Raw genomic sequence first — 16,542 nt, forward strand, 5'->3', positions numbered from 1 at the left:
CTTCCACCGCCTCGATCAGGAGCTCCGCGACGTCGACGATCTCCACGTCATCCTCGAAGTTCCCCGTCTTCCGCCCGTCCTCGAACATCGTCGTGCACATCGGGCAGGCGACGACGAACTTCTCCACCGCGTCGCCCGCGTCGGTGTCCTCGAGCGCTTCTCGGAGGCGCTCCTCGCTCGGCTTGACCGCCTCCTCGTGTTCGGTCCAGAGCCCGCCGCTGCCGCCGCCACAGCAGAACGAGTCGTCCCGCGAGCGCGGCATCTCGTGGAGGTCGGCGCCGGTCGCCGAGATTAGCTCGCGGGGCGCCTCGTACTCGTCGTTGTACCGCCCGAGGTGACAGGGGTCGTGGTAGGTGACGGTGTAGTCGAGCTCGTCGCCCGTGAGGTTCAGCCGCCCGTCGGCCACGAGCTCTTCCACCACCTGCGTCCAGTGGAACACGTCGATCGCTCCCTCCGCGTTCCACGGCTCCTCGCGGTCGAACGGCATCATCGGGTCGTCCGCGAACTCCGCGAAGTCGACCTCGGGGTACTCGTTTTTGATGGTGTTGTACGAGTGCGGGTCGGTACAGACGATCTTGTCGAACTCGCAGTCGGCGAACGTCTCGACGTGGTGCCCGGCGAGCTCGAGGTAGAGGAACTCCTCGCCGATCCGGCGGATGTCGTTGCCGTCCGTCTTCTCGTCGTCGAAGAGGATGCCGAACGACACGTCCGCCTCGTCGAACAGGCGGGCGAGCGCGCGGGCGACCGATTTGTTGCGGTCGTCGAAGCTCGGGTAGTCGCCGACGTACCAGAGGAACTCCACCTCCTCCTCGCGGGCGTCCGGGACCTCGACATCGTCCAGGTCGTCGGCCCAGTCGCCGCGGGCCGACTGCGACTCGCCGAAGGTGTTCCCCTTCTGCATCACGTCTTGGAACACGTCCTGGAGGTTCGAGTCGACTGCCCCCTCGTCGACGAGTTGGCGGTTCAGCTTCGTGAACGAGGTGAGGTGTTCGATGTCGACGGGACAGGCCTCCATGCAGGCCATACAGGACATACAGGACTCCATCGACTCGCTGGCGATCACGCCGCCCTCGTCGGCGACGATCGGGACGGTGCCGCCGTCGTTGACGGGGGCGGCGCCGGCCACGCCGCCGTCGGTCGCCATCGCGTCGCGATTCCCGGCCACCGGGTCGTCGCTTACGGACTCGCGGTACGCCTTTAGATCGAGGATCACGTCTCGCGGGTCGAGGTTTCGCCCGACGGTCTCGGCGGGGCAGGCGGACGAACACCGCCCGCACTTCGTACAGGCGTCGCCGTCCATGAGCTCCTTCCAGGTGAAGTCCTCGATCGACTTCGCGTTGGTGTGATCGAGGTCGGCGGGGACGTTCGGGAGCCGCGCGCCGGCCTTCTCGTCGCGGGCGACGACGTTCGCGAACGAGGAGATCATGTGGAACGGCTTCGCGTACGGGATCCACGCGATGAAGGCGAACGCCAGCAGCGAGTGGCTCCACCAGACGACGCCGTAGATCGCTTCGGCGCCGGCGGGCGTCAGCCCGACCCACCGGAACCCGGCGGCCATCGCCATCCCGACGAAGCTCACCGTCTCGTCGGCTCGCGCCGGCTGGCCGACGATGCCGAGCGCCTGCACGACGAAGCCGCCGACGCCGAGCGCGAAGAGCGCCCAGACGAACGCGTCGTCCTCGAGCGAGGTGTGTTTCCCCCAGAGGCGCCCCTCCCGGTTCCGGTACCGGCGATACATCGCCATACCGACGCCGACGACGAACAGCAGCCCGAACGCGTCGACGGTGAACTGATAGGCCAGATAGAAGTCGCCCACCCAGAACGACTCGCCCGCGAGCGGTCGGTAGACGTCGATGTCGAACCCGAGGATGGTCGTCGCGACCAGCAGGGTGAGAAAGCCCCACAGCACGAACGTGTGCATCACGCCGGTGTACAGGTCCCCGTCGAACTGATTCTCGTTCGAGAGGACGGTCTTCGTCGCCGCGACGGTCCGGGCGGGGAGATTCGACAGTCGGTCCCGCGGGTCCTCGCTCCCGCGGGTGTACGCCGCGAATCGGGCGTACACCCCGTACAGGAACACGAGAATCGCGACCACAGCGAGCCAGTAGAACGCGACCTTCCCGATCGGGCCGATCGTCCAGAACGTCTCCCGGGTGGCCGCCTGCAACGGAGTCATGATCGATCACGCGGATACGGCGGGGTTAAAACTTGCCACAACGCCGGATGCGTCGCCCGGCGTTCCCGGGAAGGCGCCACGGCGATCGCCGAACTCCGACACCACGACCGCCGTACCGACGCCTACACCACGGTCGCCGCGGCGGCCGCCGCCAACCCGCCGCCGACCGCGAGCGCCGGGTAGTCCGCGGGGCCGAGCGAGAGCCGCGGGAGCGTCGGGTTCCACGCGAAACACCGGGCGTTCAGCGCGGTCCCCAGCCGGTCCGCCCGTCCGAACGCCCGGTTGATCCCCGCGACGGCGACGAGCCGCACGCGCTCACGGACCGGGAGGGCCCCGCCGCCGCGCGCCCGGACCGCCTCACGCGCCGTCAGCAGGTCCCGCTTCAACAGCGGGAGGAACCGGAACACGAGCGCGACGCCGACCCCGAGGAACTGTCCGGGTTTGCCGGGGATCAGGCGCTGGATCGCCGCCCGCGACTCTCGGACCGGCGTCGACCTGACGTATCCGGCGGCGACGACGAGGATCAGCAGGACGCGGTAGCTCGCGAGCCCCGTGGTCGCGGCGCGCTCGACCCGGAACCACGGCGCCCCGAGCGTCGCGCCGGCGACCAGGGGGGCGACGAGGAGCACCGGGAACGCGGCTCGGTAGCTCCACAGGTCGCGCGGCCCGCCCCCCGCGAGGGAGAGGCAGGCGACCGCGAGGAGGGTGAGCGCGCCGAGCCCCCGCGGCGTCGTGTACGCGTACGCGACCGCCGCGAATCCGGCTTGGACGAGGAGCTTCGACCGGGGATCGAGCCGGTGAGCGAGCGAGTCGCCCGGGACGTAGGAGAGGGTCACTGGTCGACGGTGTCGGCGGCGTCGTTCGCGGGCGGGTCGGCGGCGTCGTTGACGGCGGCGTCTCCGGGCCGATCGCCGAACCCCGCCGGCACCCGAACGTCCAGCCCCGGCAGGCTCGCGGTCGCCTCTCGCGGCGCGGCGTCGACGGCGATCCGCCCCCCCGACAGGCCCACGACCCGGTCCGCGAGCCCCAGCACGTCGCGGAGGTCGTGCGTGACGACGATCACGCTCGTTCCGGCCGCGCCGAGTTCGCGCAGGCGCTCGACCACCGACCGTCGGGCCGGCTCGTCCAACCCGGTGAACGGCTCGTCCAAGACGAGGTGATCGGGGTCCATCGCGAGCGCGCCCGCGATGGCGACGCGCTCGCGCTCGCCCCCGGAGAGGCTCGCGATCCGGTCGTCCTCGCGGCCGTCCATGTTCACCGCCGCGAGGGCGTCGGCGACCCGCCGGTCGATCTCGTCGTGGTCACAGCCGAGATTCTCCGGGCCGAACGCCACGTCCGCGCCGACGGTCGCCGCCACCAGCTGGTCGCGCGGGTCCTGGAACACCATCCCGACCGCCGAGCGCGCGGCGACGAGGTCGTCGCTGACGGGAGTCCCGTTCACCGCGACCGACCCGGCGTCGGGGTCGACGAGCCCGTTGAACGTCCGGACGAGCGTCGTCTTCCCGGAGCCGTTCGCGCCGGCGACGATCAGGAACTCGCCGTCGGGGACCGAGAGGTGCACGTCGTCGACCGCGACGACGCCGCCGTCGAACCGACACGTGACGCCGTCGACGTCGATCACGCGATCACCCCGACGCCCGCGGCGGGCTCGCTCACGCGGCCGCGACCGCCTCGGAGCGCACGATGCCGACCGCGGCGGCGACCTTCAGCGCCTCCGCGGGCAGGAACGCGACCGCCCCGACGGTGACCGCCTCGACGGGGCCGAGCGAGAGCGCGAACGCGAGCCAGGCGACGCCGAGCGCGTAGATGACGACGGTGCCGAGGGCCATCGCGCCCACGAGCGTCGGGAGTCCGACGGCGTCGAGGTCGCGGAGCGTCGCGCCGCGGTGGACGGCCGCGCCGACCGCGGCGGCGGCGAGCGGGTACGACCAGAGGTACCCCGCCGACTGCCCGACGAGGGCGCCCGCGCCGGCGGAGCCCCCCTCGAACACCGGGGCGCCGACCGCGCCGGCCGCGAGGTAGAGGACGAGCGACGCGCCCCCCCACACGGGGCCGAGGTAGATCCCGGCGAGGAACACGCCGAGCACTTGGAGCGTCACCGAGACGGGCGAGACGGGGTTCGGGAACGTCACGTACGCGAACGCGCCGACGAGCGCGGCGAACAGCGCCGCGCGGGCGAGGTTCGTCGCCGCTTCGTCGCCGACGAGATCCACGGACTCCGTGCTGGTTGCCATACCCTCGAGACCCTCGTAAACCAACTTGAAGATACTGGTTGACGACGGCGACAGGCGTCCGACACGCCCCGCGTGACGCTCCCGGAGACTCCCGAAAGCGGACGCGAGGCCGTCGGAGGCTCTCACGACCGGACGCGAGGCTTATTTATCGGCGGCGCGTAACCCACCGCCCATGGACGAGAAGACCTCCGAGCTCCGCGATATCTTCGTCGAGACCACCGGGTCAGAGACGGTCACCGAGCAGCAGGCGGAGTCGCGCGGAACGCTCACCGACCGCGACGAGGCGGCGGTCGACGAGCGGGTCCGCGAACTCGTCGCCGCCATGCGCGAGCGGTACGACTTCTCGACCGACCTCGACGACGCGACCTACGCCCGGATCGCCCGCGGGCGCTTCGAGGCGGACGACGACGCGGCGATCGCGACCGCGCTCGCCGAGGAGCGGGAGGCGGACGCTGGCGACGATGGGCGCGCGGGTGGCTCGGACGGCGTCCCCCTCGTCGACCCCGAGGCCGTCCGCGACGCGCGGCTCGACCTCCACCTCGTCCGCGAGGCCGACCGCGACACCGACGACGCGTCGTTCGCGTACGACGACCTGAAACAGCTGACCGCGGAGGGCCGCTCCATCCCCGAGTGCGCGGCGGCCCTCGACGCCGACCCCGACGCCGTCGCCGGGTACGCCCGCGTCGCTCGCGTGGACCTGACCTCCACCCGCGCGAACGACCGGTTCCGCGACGAGTTCCGCGACCTCCTCACCGACGCCGACATCGAGGGATCGCACGCCGAGACCGCCCGCGAGGACGGGCTCGAAGAGGCGACCGAGGACATCGAGACGGACGTGTCGCTGTAGGTCGCGGATTCCGGGAGCGACCGGGCTCCAGACGAGGATACGACCGGGCCGACAGCCGACGCGCCCCGCGCCGAACGCCTCGCCGACGCCGACGAACAAAGCTTTACCGCGTCGACCGCCTATCTCCGGCAAATGGTACTCGACGACCTCGGTACGTCCCTCCGGAGCAGCCTCGACAAGCTCCAGGGGAAGTCCCGACTCTCCGAGAGCGACGTCGAGGAGATCGTCAAAGAGATCCAGCGCTCGCTCCTCTCCGCCGACGTCGACGTCTCCCTCGTGATGGAGCTGTCGGACTCGATCAAGTCCCGCGCCCTCGAAGAGGAGCCGCCGGCCGGGACGACCGCGAAGGACCACGTCCTCAAGATCGTCTACGAGGAGATGGTCGACCTGGTCGGCGACTCGACTGAGCTCCCCCTCGAGAATCAGACGATCCTGCTCGCCGGCCTGCAGGGGTCCGGGAAGACCACCTCCGCGGCCAAGATGGCGTGGTGGTTCTCGAAGAAGGGGCTCCGGCCCGCGGTCATCCAGACCGACACCTTCCGCCCGGGCGCGTACGATCAGGCCAAACAGATGTGCGAGCGCGCGGAGGTCGACTTCTACGGCAACCCCGACAACGACGACCCCGTCGAGATCGCGCGGACGGGGCTCGAAGAGACCGCGGACGCCGACGTGCACATCGTCGACACGGCCGGGCGCCACGCGCTCGAAGACGACCTCATCGCGGAGATCGAGGAGATCGAGCAGGCGGTCGACCCCGACCGCTCCCTCCTCGTGCTCGACGCCGCGATCGGGCAGGGAGCGAAAGAGCAGGCCCGCCAGTTCGAGGAGTCGATCGGCATCGAGGGCGTGATGATCACCAAGCTCGACGGGACCGCGAAGGGTGGGGGTGCGCTGACGGCGGTCAACGAGACCGACTCCTCCATCGCCTTCCTCGGGACCGGCGAGACGGTTCAGGACATCGAACGGTTCGAGCCCTCCGGGTTCATCTCCCGGCTGCTCGGGATGGGCGACCTCAAGCAGCTCTCCGAGCGCGTCGAGCGCGCCATGGAGGAGGCCCAAGAGGAGGACGAAGATTGGGACCCCGAGGATATGCTGCAGGGCGAGTTCACCCTGAAGGACATGAAAAAGCAGATGGACGCGATGAACCGGATGGGGCCCCTCGACCAGGTGATGGACATGATCCCCGGCATGGGCGGCGGGATGATGGACCAGCTCCCGGACGACGCGATGGACGTGACCCAAGACCGGATGCGCCGCTTCGAGCGCATCATGGACTCGATGACCGAGGAGGAGCTGGAGAACCCCCGCGTCGTCGGGCAGTCGCGCACGGAGCGGATCGCCCGCGGCTCCGGCACTGACAAGGAGACGGTTCAGCAGCTGCTCGAACAACACTCCATGATGGAACAGACGATCAGCCAGTTCCAGGGCATGGGCGAGGGCGACATGCAGCGGATGATGAAGAAGATGGGCGGCGGCGAGGGCGGCGGCCTCGGCGACATGATGGGCGGCGGCAAGGGCCCCTTCTAACCACCGACCGACGGCGGCTCGCCGCGGGCCCCGCCGCCCTCCCGGTTCCCGTGCCCCCAATTTCTTTCTTCCTCGCGTGCGCGCGCCGCCTCTCCGATTCTCGTCCCCGCCGAGCGTTCGGAGCGTTACCGCTCGACGAGCCGCGCGCCAGCGGCGTCGATCCGACAGCGCTCCGGGTCGTAGCCGGCGTCGGAGAGCCCGGTTCCGAGCGCGAAGACGGTGCGACCGAGCATCGCCATCGCGGCCCCGTGGCCGCCAGAATCGCCGTCAGCCTCGGCGGTCGACTCCTCCACGGCCGCGATCGCCTCGGCGACCTCGGGGACGAGGAGGTCGGCCTCGCGGGCGAACGCGCGGGCCGCGTCCATCATCGTCGGAAGCCGCGGGTCCGCGCGGAGCCGATCGAGCGCGTCCTCGCCGGCGGCCGAGAGGGAGGCGGTGTCGCCGCCCAACACCTCCTCGGTCGACAGCTCGCCGAACGTGACGTACTCCACCCGACCGGTCGCCGGGATCCCGTCGAGCTCGCCGACCGCCGGTGCGCCGGGCTCCAGCCGGAGCGGGACCCCGCCGCGCGCCTGCGCGACGACGTCGCCCAGCCCCGTCCCGCGACCCACCTCCGCCTCGTGAGCGATCCGGACCAGGTCGTTCTCGAAGCGCCCGCGGTCGAGTGCGTCGTTCGCGGCGAGCGCCGCCCCGAGCGCGGCCGCCCCCGAGACCCCGAAGCCGGCGCCGATCGGGAGCTCCGTCTCGACGGCCACGTCGACATCGGCGGTTCCCAGCTCCGCGAGCACGTCCTCGACCGCGCCGATCGTCCCCGCCTCGCCGTTGACGGTGCGGGAGCCGCTCTCGTCCAGTGCGTCCGGCTCGCCCGCCCCGCCCGCGGCCGACACCCGAACCGTGACGCCGTCGGTGAGCGTCACTCCGGCACCGCGCGATCCGGCGGCCGCGGGGCGCTCGGCCGGGTGCGCGCTGAAGAAGGCGGTGACGTGACCGGGAACGAATGCGCTCGCCCGCTGCCTGCTCATGGCGAGTCGGAGGGGTGGCCGTCGATTAACGGTTGTTATCCGCGCGTCGGTGGGACGCCGAGCGCGACTCGGGAACCGACCGCCTCCGAGGCCGGTGACACCGCAGGCCTAAATACCGGCCAACCGAACCGGCGAGGTATGCGAGACCAGTTGCGTCCCCTGCTCGCCGCGGTGCTGGCGATGGCGCTGCCGGGCCTCGGCCACCTCATCCTGCGCCGGTGGGGTCGGGCGCTGCTGTGGCACCTGACGATCGTCGGCGGCACCGTGGCGCTGTTCGCCCTTTACGACGTCTCCGTCGGATCGACGATGTCGTTGACGGAGGCCACCGAGACGGCGGCCGCGCTGCCGACCGACGTGGTCTTACCGATCCTCATCCTGTACGCCCTCTCCGCGGTCGACGCCTACCTCGTCGGGCGCGCCGACATCGCTGAGCGGCGACGCGCCGACGCGACCGCCGAGGCGATCCGGCGGCGCGCCGCGAGCGAGGACGGCGAGACGAACGGCGACCGCCGCGGGACGAACGCTCTGGCCTCCGACGCGACCGTCGCCGAGAGCGACGCGGGACCGGCGAAGGTCGAGTGTCCGCACTGCGGCAAGCAGACCGACGCCGACCTCGACTTCTGCCACTGGTGTACCGAACCCCTCCCGTGGGCCGACGCGGAGTGAATCCGGCCGTTCTCGGAGTGGCTCCGAAACGGGCGAAGCGCTCACCGAGGGACGCGGTACCGCGTTCCGCGCGTCCGACCGCAGTAGTTTCTCACCGCTGATAATTGCGTGGCAACTATCATATATCCGGGCTGCGACGGACCGGATACGGACGCGAACGACGGACGGAATATGAGTCTGAATCCACGGCAATACGACGTACGGGAGCTGCGCCGGATCGCGGATGCACCGCGGGACGGCGCCGACGAAGCGCCTCGGGAGCGGCCGCTTCGTCAGCCGAACCGGAACCGAGCGGAGCAGGCCGCCCGCTCGGCCGCGTTCACCGAGCTGCTCCAGCGTCAGCGGGGGGCGCGGCTGTCCGGCGGCGGAGACCGCTCCGGCGCCGGCGATCGGCCGTACCTGACGGCGATTCCCGCCTCCCCGGAGGCGGAACACGAAATCGGCGAGTGGCTCGGCTACCTCGTCGACGCCGGCGGCCACGTGCGGAGCCGGGACGCGCTGTCGTACTACGCCGAGCTCGGCTGGGTCGCCGCCGACGCAGTCGAGGCCCTCCGGCGCCGGTTGGAGGGGTTCGACGCCTCGCGGTACGACCGGCCTTTCACCCCCGCGGACCATCGGATCAGCCTCGTCTCCATCGTCCGGATCGCTTCGTGTGCGAGTGAATCATGAGCGACGACGACGAATCCACGGACATCAACAGTACAGACGGTCCCGAAGCGGTCGGCGTAAAACTCGGTAGCACCCGGACGGTGCTCGACCTCCCCGACGGGCGGGGCGGCCGCGAGCGACACTCGACGCTGACGTGTCTGGCGACCTACGAGGACGCCATCACGGGCGAGGAGCAGGTCCTGTTCGGGCACGAGGCCGCGATCGAGTACCCCGACACGGTGCGCTTTATGCTCCGCTCGGGGCTGCCCGAGGACGACGAGAGCGTCGCCGACGCCGAGCGCTTCTTCGAGGCGCTCGTCGATGCCCACGACGTGCCCGAGGACAGCGCGGTCGTGTACGCGGTCCCCACCATCGACAACGAGGCGGGCGTGAACAACCTCAAATCGGTGATCGAGGGCTCCTCGATCGGGCAGGTCGAGACGCGGAGCTACCCCGAGTCGCTCTGCGGGGCGATCCCCGCCTACGGCGACGACCTCTCCGCCATCGACGAGGTGTTCGTCTCGATCAACATGGGGTCGACGACGCTGGAGGCGTGCGCCTACCGGCGCGGCGAGCAGCTCTCCCCGTTCTCGACCGGCTCGGTGACGGGCAACGAGGTCGACCGCCGGATCGTCGCCGCCGTCGAGGAGGAGAGCCAGGGCCGCGTCCACATCGACCGGACGACCGCTCGGGAGTACAAGGAGGAGCACGCCGACGTGTACGACTTCGAGCCGTTCACGGACGTGATCCAGCAGCCCGGCGGCGGGAGCCACGAGTTCACCGTCGACCGCGGCGTGCGAGAGCCGGTCGACCGGTACATCGACGAGGCGGTCGATGTCGTCGCCAACGAGTTCCTGCCGGAGCTCGCGAACGACCACATGAAACCGTACCAGCTCGCGCTGGGCCGCCCCATCGCAGCGACCGGCGGGATGGCCTGCATCCCCGGGCTCACCGAGGAGTTCGAGAAGCGGCTCGCCGCCGAACTCGACCGCGACGTCGAGGTCGTCTCCCCCGACGACCCCGCGACCGCCGCCGCGGAGGGCGCCGGTCGGATCGCCGAGCGCCTGATCTGAACAGCGACCTTCTCTCCGACCGCGTTTCGCCTGCGCCCTTACTCTGTGACCTCGAACAGCCGTTCGACGTCTTCCGCCTGCCGACGGTAGATACCCCGCCCCTTCAGGCGCGGGATCTCGTGTCGGTGTAGCGTCTCCGCTTCGCAGTCGTACACGATCGGAAACACGTTGGTCCGGCGGCGGGCGACCGTGTACGACCGTGCCGCGTCGATGACGGACTGATCGGGGTCTGCCGCCGCGAACGTGACGTAGCCGAGCGGCGTCGTCGACCCCCGCCGCTCGTCGACTCGGTCGACGAGCACCTCCCGGAACTCGTCGGCGGCCGCGGTGATGTCAGCGGGCCCCGGATTCGGTCGGTTCACCAGCGTCGCGAACACGGCGACATCGCCCACCGAGGCGTCGTCGTCGTCGTGAGTCACCCACACCGGGTCGAACCCCTTCGTGTACTCGTCGATCACCTCGAAGTCGTGTTTCCGCCGATTTTCGACGACCGCGTCGCGGTATTGGGTCGAGTCCATGACGATCCCACGAACCCCATGGTAAAAAATGACACACATGCCGGAGACGGCGGGGGGCCGAACGAGTCCGAAACGAGCGCTCGCCTCCCTCGCGCTCCGGGGTCGAACCGCTGTGACAGTAACGCCTTGCGAGTTCGTTCGTCGCAGAATACCCTCGGCGGTGACATTCTACATTTTAAATGTTAAATCGAATCCGCCTGGAGTTCGGTCCGCTGTTCGTTTACGTAAGCAGAACGTTTGTCGCTGAACTCACATCCCCCTGAGGAAACTCAGATTCCGCTCCTCGACACGTATCTGATTACCGCAACTGCTGTCCACAATATGATCGGCACCCGCAATTTAATCAGGGTACTACTGTATTCCAGAGTATGGTCCTCGACGACCCCGAGGAGATAATCCGGGTGTGGGATTCGTACGCTGACGCCGAATTTCGCTATGCAAGCACTGACGGAACGATTCACGACCACGGGGAACAGAATTCGAAGCGCCGAGAGCAGCTTCCCACTCGGCGTGACATTCTTCATCGGTTTCTTGACCGTGAGATAGACCTCGAAACGTTCCGGAGCGAAATGGTGAGTGCGGAGGCCAGTAACCGGCTATGGGGGTTCAGCGGTACTAGTGGCGGGATGTTTCTGAACATGCTCATTTCAACGGCAGAACCCGACCACGAGCCGGAACTACCGGCGCTACTCAGAGAGCTTCTCATCGCACCTGAGGATACAAACGCTGCCAGTGAGAAAATTCGGAGACTAGAGCAACGGGTCGAGGCTATCCGTTCTAACATAGACAACGTCCAGAAAGCACCGCATGCTGGCTCAATTCCGTATTTTCTCTCGTACTTTTGGCAACTGCAGGAGCCTGATTCGTTCCCAATATACTACAAATCGATCCGTGATGCGCTATCGGACCTCGATATATGGGAGCCGAGTGGGGACCTTGCTGAGGACTACGTCGAATTCTGGGAACTGAATGAGGAAATTCGCGAGACTATTGAAGATCACACTGGGAAGGAGATTCACTTGTGGGGCATCGAACGCCTGTGCCTTTATTGGCTCAATAAGGAACAGATAGACAAGCCAGATACAACGCAGTTCTTCTGGATTAACTCCGCCAGCACAGGATGGTATCAGGAGGGCGGCGAGACGTTCTACAAAACCACCCAGACTGACGGGACGGAACGACGCAATATCGAGGCCTACAACCAAGCTCAGCCCGGCGATCAAGTCCTTGTCTACCGAAATGCTCCACGGAGAGCAATCGTCGGAAAGGCGCACGTTACAGAAGGACTCCACGAGGAGTATGTCGAATCATACGACGGTCCAGCCGAAGGGATCACGATCGCATGGGACCGCTCACTCGAAGGGGTCGGGTGGGACAGTATTACAACTCTCCCGCAACTCGAAGGCAACCCTGTCGTCGAATCAAACAACCCGTACGTAGTCACCGAGCTTTCGGAGGATGCTTATAACACACTACTACGCCTCGCTGAGGCGGGAGGGCCGAACCACTACTGGGTGACCTCAAACCATCGGCAGTGGGACGTTCAGTCGATGGGCAAAGGCGAGGAGGTTTTTTACACCGCCACTAGCAAAGCTGGGAGCCCCCGGAACCAACAGGAGGCCTTCGAAACTGCCGGGGCAGGTGATCGCGTGCTGTTCTACGCGTCATCGCCAACGAGCGCCCTCGTTGGCGAAGGAACAGTTGTTGAGGGATTACACACAGAGCAGCCCGAAGGTTACGAGGGACCAGTCGAAGGCGTCACCATTCGCTACGATGGGTCGGTCGGGCCGTTGGACTGGAGTACGGTCGAGTCCGTGCCGGAAATGGCTGATTCTGTGGTTATCCGAACGAACGGGCGGGGAGCGATCTTCCCGCTCCCCGAGGAGGCGTTCGAGGCGCTTCGGCACCGAAACCCGATCGAAGACCAGATCGAATCCCTGCGAGGACGGTTATCCCAGCTATCAGTCTCAGTTCATCTGCCCGATGAGCTTTATTTCGAGTCGGAAGCCGAGCTCCAGCGGCAGATACAGGCATCACTAAACTCTGGAAAGCACATCATCTTCACCGGACCACCCGGAACGGGAAAGACAAAGTTAGCAAAACACGTCTGCGAGCACGTTGCGGCTGCACAAGGGGAAATCGTGGACGGGTATCGGTTTACCACGGCAACAGCCGAATGGACGACCTTCGATACCATTGGTGGATACGTGCCGAACCGAACAGCAGAGGGGGATGAGCTGGTATTCCAGCCACGAATCTTCCTCGACTGTTTCCGGCGAGATGGAGAGATCAGGAACGAGTGGCTGGTGATCGACGAAATCAACCGCTCCGATATCGACAAGGCGTTCGGGCAGCTGTTTTCGGTTCTCTCAGGCGACTCGGTGCAGCTCCCGTACGAACGCGATGACCCGGTCGAAATCGCTTCACTCGATGAGTCCGCCTCGGCAGAACGCCTGGAGTCCATCGTCACAACCCCGGACATCTTCCCCGTTACTCCTTCGTGGCGTCTCCTAGCCACGATGAACACCTACGACAAGACGTCGCTATACGAGCTTTCGTACGCGTTCATGCGCCGCTTCAACTTCGTCCACGTCGGGGTTCCTCCGCTCGAAGAAGACGGGAAAGTTCGGACCTCACTGTTGGACCCGAACGGAGACGAGAACTATGCCACAGCGTGGGTCAAGGCCGACGAGTCGCTACGAGACGTACTAGAGACAGCGTACAAACAGACTGCCGTGGTCTGGCACAAAGTGAACCAACACCAGACCATCGGCCCGTCCATTGTTCGCGATCTCCTTGGGTACCTCGCGGCAGCGGGCCCAGACGTATCCACTGACCCCGGTCCGGCACTCACTGACGCAGTCGTAGCGCTGGTGTTCCCGCAGCTCGAGGGGATGGCCCCACAGGCACAGCGCAGTCTCGTCGACTCCTTGACCGCAACCAGCGTTCAGACTGAAGCGGGGCCGGTTGACCTCACCTTGGATGGAGATCGCCTCGAGCGGAAGGCTGAGGACTTCTTCGACCTCCCACCGCGCGCCGATGAGTAAGTTGGGGCGACAAGCGCTGGTTGATGGCGTCCAACAGGAGCTGGTCACATATCTACAGAACGGGACGGTCAATGATCGGGCCGTCGCACAGTGGCTCGACATAACCGACCTGAACATCGAAAAACTCGATCGACTCAAGCGGATCCATTTCTGTCTCAGCGACGGCGTCGTCAAGTTCGTAGCGCAGCTCCAGGAACGACTCCGCCGTGTTAAGACCGCCAACCAGCGCGAGCGCGAGGTCACGCGAGGGGAAGTCCGTGGTGCAGTCGATTGGCCGGCGACAACGCGGCTCAGATACGCAGATCAGTCCGGTGACCGGACGAAGTTTGCCTGCAAGACGCCGTATACCGAGTACGACATCGACCAGAATCTGGTCCTCAAGAAGCTGCTTTGGACGATTCACTCCACGGTGGAGGAGGACATCGCTGCCATCGCGTACGACTGGCGAGCGGACGCCTGGTCAGACGAACAGATCGCAGCATTCGACCGAACATACGCCAGGAATGTCCACTTGAGTCGTATCCGTGACGGAGCTGATATCCGCGTCACCTCCCGAATGCTCAACACGGCCCGGCGGTCGCGGCAGGCGCTGTACACCGACGCATTCACCCTTTATGATAGGTACCGGCGCTTACTGTCTGGAGCGTATGATGACCCGGACATCTCGCAGCTGCTATCGGACACACTTGTGGTGCCTGAACGTCTCCCGCGGCTCTTCGAACTCTTCTGTGTGTTCCGGCTGCTACGCGGGCTTCGCTCGCAGGCGTTCCAGCTCCAACCCATCGAGACGGGGGCCAGTCAGTTAGCCATCCTCCAGGACAAGGACCACACCGTTAATGTCTATCACGACCGAACCGGCAGCCTCTCGTTCCACGTTCCGCTATCCGAACTCGATGGCGTGGAGGCAGACTACGCCGAGCGTGTCAGAAACGCCCAGAACCAGCACCAGCAGCTGACCAAGGCGTTTCTTGGCAATAGCACTACCCCCTCACTGTTCCACGGGCGGCCTGATCTCGTGATCGAAGTCTACGATGGGGAAGCTAAAGGAGCACCTGAAGCGGTCGTTCTCGGCGAAATCAAGTACAGCGACAGACAGCAGACGTTCACACGGGGACTCGAAGAGCTGCTGAAGTACATGGAGTTCGCACAGAAGGATGATTACGGATATTTATCTGAGCAAAATACAGAGGTTCTTGGACTACTGATAACGGACGCCGTCGAAGTAAACGACGACTCCCCAGCCGGTGGGCAAGTTACTCACATTTCTGCACAGGACTTCCTCACCGGCAACGTCCCGAGAGACTGGATCCCGGAGTCAATATGATAAAACAAACTACAGGCGGATAAATTCGCCTGACATTCATCTATCATAATCGGAATAACGACTGATCGACTCACCGATGGTTTTGACGGGTTCTCTTGGAACGCTCCCCGCAACCCTGACCGGTGTTTATCGCATTCAATCTTGACCGGCGGGCCCGATGACGAAACAAGTACGCCGGGTAGACGAGTATTAAACGTCAATCCTCCTCGAACCGGTCGCTTACCCGCTTGGGAGCAGCACCCACCGACGTAGCCCTGGCGCCGGTCCTGGTCTGCCCGAGATCGGCAGGCGATGCTGAAGGATTCTGAACTCCGAGTAAGTAGTCCCGGGCGGATTCGAACCGCCGTCAATGGCTCCAAAGGCCATTATGATTGGCCACTACACCACGGGACTGCACTCGACGGTTGCCCGCCCGCACTCAAGTAGGTTACTTTCCCGACCGTCGTCGATCGCGACCCGTTTGGCGGATCGCCGGAGTGACGTGTGGCGCTCGCCGACCTCCCCGCATGGCGACTATCCTCGTTACGGGCAGTTGCGGCGGCGTCGGCAGTTGGACCGTGGACCACTTCGCGGCCGCCGGCCACGAGGTCGTCGGCGTCGACCTGCGAACGCCGCCGGGCACCCGCGAGAACGTCGAGTTCAAGGCCGCGGACCTGACCGACTACGGCGAGACGAAACAGCTGATCGAGGCCGCCGACCCGGACGCCGCGGTCCACCTCGCGGCGATCCCGGACCCGGAGAGCCACGCCGGGTCGCGCGTCTTCGAGAACAACGTCGTCAGCACCTACAACGTCCTCGACGCGGCGGGCGCGGCGAACGCGCGAATCGCGTGGGCGTCGAGCGAGAGCCTCTACGGGACCGTCTTCTCGGACGCCGACTGGCTCCCGGACGCGTTCCCGATCGACGAGGAGACGCCGACCGATCCGGAGGACCCCTACGGGCTCTCGAAGGTCGTCGGGGAGGAGATCGCGGCGCGCGTCGCCCGCCGGTACGGCGTCTCCGCCGTCTCGCTGCGGTCGTCGTGGGTGACGTATCCGGGGGCGGACAAGACCCGCGTCGCGCGGGAGGGGTTCGATCCGGAGACCGCCGACCTGAGCGGGAACTGGTGGTCGTACGTCGACGTTCGCGATCTGATCGCCGCGGTCGAGGCCGCGATCGCCCCGGACGCTCCGAAACCCCCGGTCGAGGGCCACGAGGCGGTGCTCGTGACCGCGGCGGAGAACTTCCTCGGGCGCGACACGGCCGCGACGATCGAGGCGGTCCACGGCGACCTCCCCGCCGACTGCGACATCGAAGGCGACGAGGCCGCCTTCGACTGCTCGAAGGCGAAGCGCCTGCTCGGCTGGGAGCCGGAGCACTCGTGGCGTGAGGCGGAAGACGCCGCCGTCGCGGGGCCGGAGTTCCTGTAGTCGAGAGGGAGACGCGCGGAAGGGGCAGGCTGAGCGAGACGGAAGAGTAAC

Annotated in this window: 14 protein-coding genes and 1 tRNA gene; 8 read left to right on the top strand and 7 right to left on the bottom strand. The window is 66.6% G+C overall.

The window, feature by feature from the left end:
• The 4 genes from DJ69_RS07765 to DJ69_RS07780 form a co-directional block, all read right to left on the bottom strand.
• Positions 1-2,176, bottom strand: a 2,176-nt coding sequence (locus DJ69_RS07765) for a heterodisulfide reductase-related iron-sulfur binding cluster (RefSeq protein ID WP_099255101.1), incomplete at its 3' end; no start/stop codon positions are given.
• Positions 2,177-2,298: 122 nt separating this feature from the next.
• Positions 2,299-3,012 carry an energy-coupling factor transporter transmembrane component T family protein gene (locus tag DJ69_RS07770; RefSeq protein ID WP_099255102.1) on the bottom strand — a complete coding sequence of 238 codons (714 nt, stop codon included), beginning with the start codon at positions 3,010-3,012 and terminating at the stop codon, positions 2,299-2,301.
• Positions 3,009-3,797, bottom strand: coding sequence for an energy-coupling factor ABC transporter ATP-binding protein (locus DJ69_RS07775; protein WP_099255103.1), 789 nt, complete (start codon positions 3,795-3,797; stop codon positions 3,009-3,011). Before DJ69_RS07775 ends, DJ69_RS07770 begins: the two co-directional genes overlap by 4 nt.
• 31 nt (positions 3,798-3,828) lie before the next feature.
• A complete protein-coding gene (locus DJ69_RS07780) occupies positions 3,829-4,410 on the bottom strand; it encodes a biotin transporter BioY (protein WP_099255104.1) in 582 nt (193 codons plus the stop codon).
• A gap of 172 nt (positions 4,411-4,582) precedes the next feature.
• On the opposite strand from DJ69_RS07780, the gene DJ69_RS07785 reads away from it, so the two are divergent.
• Together DJ69_RS07785 and DJ69_RS07790 are read left to right on the top strand one after the other, a co-directional pair.
• Positions 4,583-5,257 (top strand): hypothetical protein, encoded by a 675-nt coding sequence (locus tag DJ69_RS07785; RefSeq protein WP_099255105.1) that lies wholly within the window; start codon positions 4,583-4,585, stop codon positions 5,255-5,257.
• Positions 5,258-5,389: 132 nt separating this feature from the next.
• A complete protein-coding gene (locus DJ69_RS07790) occupies positions 5,390-6,784 on the top strand; it encodes a signal recognition particle protein Srp54 (RefSeq protein ID WP_099255106.1) in 1,395 nt (464 codons plus the stop codon).
• 125 nt (positions 6,785-6,909) lie between these two features.
• On the opposite strand, the gene DJ69_RS07795 is transcribed toward DJ69_RS07790, so the two are convergent.
• The gene (locus tag DJ69_RS07795; protein ID WP_099255107.1) at positions 6,910-7,806 is read right to left on the bottom strand and encodes a pantoate kinase; all 897 of its coding nucleotides are present in this window, start codon (positions 7,804-7,806) and stop codon (positions 6,910-6,912) included.
• 138 nt (positions 7,807-7,944) lie between these two features.
• Between DJ69_RS07795 and DJ69_RS07800 the strand changes: the two genes are divergently transcribed.
• From DJ69_RS07800 to DJ69_RS07810, 3 genes are all read left to right on the top strand, one after another.
• A complete protein-coding gene (locus DJ69_RS07800; RefSeq protein WP_099255108.1) occupies positions 7,945-8,472 on the top strand; it encodes a zinc ribbon domain-containing protein in 528 nt (175 codons plus the stop codon).
• Between the two features lie 171 nt (positions 8,473-8,643).
• Positions 8,644-9,141 (top strand): FlaD/FlaE family flagellar protein, encoded by a 498-nt coding sequence (locus DJ69_RS07805; RefSeq protein WP_099255109.1) that lies wholly within the window; start codon positions 8,644-8,646, stop codon positions 9,139-9,141.
• The gene (locus DJ69_RS07810) at positions 9,138-10,193 is read left to right on the top strand and encodes an acetate and sugar kinases/Hsc70/actin family protein (RefSeq protein WP_099255110.1); all 1,056 of its coding nucleotides are present in this window, start codon (positions 9,138-9,140) and stop codon (positions 10,191-10,193) included. The genes DJ69_RS07805 and DJ69_RS07810 overlap by 4 nt, the downstream gene beginning before the upstream one ends.
• Positions 10,194-10,231: 38 nt before the next feature.
• On the opposite strand, the gene DJ69_RS07815 is transcribed toward DJ69_RS07810, so the two are convergent.
• A complete protein-coding gene (locus DJ69_RS07815; protein ID WP_099255111.1) occupies positions 10,232-10,711 on the bottom strand; it encodes a hypothetical protein in 480 nt (159 codons plus the stop codon).
• 368 nt (positions 10,712-11,079) lie between these two features.
• Between DJ69_RS07815 and DJ69_RS07820 the strand changes: the two genes are divergently transcribed.
• The gene (locus DJ69_RS07820) at positions 11,080-13,758 is read left to right on the top strand and encodes an AAA family ATPase (RefSeq protein ID WP_099255112.1); all 2,679 of its coding nucleotides are present in this window, start codon (positions 11,080-11,082) and stop codon (positions 13,756-13,758) included.
• On the top strand, positions 13,694-15,082 hold the full coding sequence (locus tag DJ69_RS07825) for a hypothetical protein (RefSeq protein WP_144050403.1): 1,389 nt from the start codon (positions 13,694-13,696) through the stop codon (positions 15,080-15,082). The genes DJ69_RS07820 and DJ69_RS07825 overlap by 65 nt, the downstream gene beginning before the upstream one ends.
• A gap of 320 nt (positions 15,083-15,402) precedes the next feature.
• Here the strand turns inward: DJ69_RS07825 and DJ69_RS07830 are convergent.
• Positions 15,403-15,475 (bottom strand) — tRNA-Gln (locus tag DJ69_RS07830).
• Between the two features lie 113 nt (positions 15,476-15,588).
• Between DJ69_RS07830 and DJ69_RS07835 the strand changes: the two genes are divergently transcribed.
• A complete protein-coding gene (locus DJ69_RS07835) occupies positions 15,589-16,491 on the top strand; it encodes an NAD-dependent epimerase/dehydratase family protein (RefSeq protein WP_099255114.1) in 903 nt (300 codons plus the stop codon).
• The last annotated feature ends 51 nt before the right edge of the window (positions 16,492-16,542 follow it).

The organism is Halorubrum persicum, from assembly GCF_002727125.1.
In the GTDB taxonomy this organism is placed as follows: Archaea; Halobacteriota; Halobacteria; order Halobacteriales; family Haloferacaceae; genus Halorubrum; species Halorubrum persicum.

Bases quoted from the DNA above. Each gene is read 5' to 3' on its own strand.
- DJ69_RS07780 (WP_099255104.1), bottom strand. From the start codon at position 4,410: ATGGCAACCAGCACGGAGTCCGTGGATCTCGTCGGCGACGAAGCGGCG.
- DJ69_RS07785 (WP_099255105.1), top strand. From the start codon at position 4,583: ATGGACGAGAAGACCTCCGAGCTCCGCGATATCTTCGTCGAGACCACC.
- DJ69_RS07790 (WP_099255106.1), top strand. From the start codon at position 5,390: ATGGTACTCGACGACCTCGGTACGTCCCTCCGGAGCAGCCTCGACAAG.
- DJ69_RS07795 (WP_099255107.1), bottom strand. From the start codon at position 7,806: ATGAGCAGGCAGCGGGCGAGCGCATTCGTTCCCGGTCACGTCACCGCC.
- DJ69_RS07800 (WP_099255108.1), top strand. From the start codon at position 7,945: ATGCGAGACCAGTTGCGTCCCCTGCTCGCCGCGGTGCTGGCGATGGCG.
- DJ69_RS07805 (WP_099255109.1), top strand. From the start codon at position 8,644: ATGAGTCTGAATCCACGGCAATACGACGTACGGGAGCTGCGCCGGATC.
- DJ69_RS07810 (WP_099255110.1), top strand. From the start codon at position 9,138: ATGAGCGACGACGACGAATCCACGGACATCAACAGTACAGACGGTCCC.
- DJ69_RS07815 (WP_099255111.1), bottom strand. From the start codon at position 10,711: ATGGACTCGACCCAATACCGCGACGCGGTCGTCGAAAATCGGCGGAAA.
- DJ69_RS07820 (WP_099255112.1), top strand. From the start codon at position 11,080: ATGGTCCTCGACGACCCCGAGGAGATAATCCGGGTGTGGGATTCGTAC.
- DJ69_RS07825 (WP_144050403.1), top strand. From the start codon at position 13,694: ATGGAGATCGCCTCGAGCGGAAGGCTGAGGACTTCTTCGACCTCCCAC.
- DJ69_RS07835 (WP_099255114.1), top strand. From the start codon at position 15,589: ATGGCGACTATCCTCGTTACGGGCAGTTGCGGCGGCGTCGGCAGTTGG.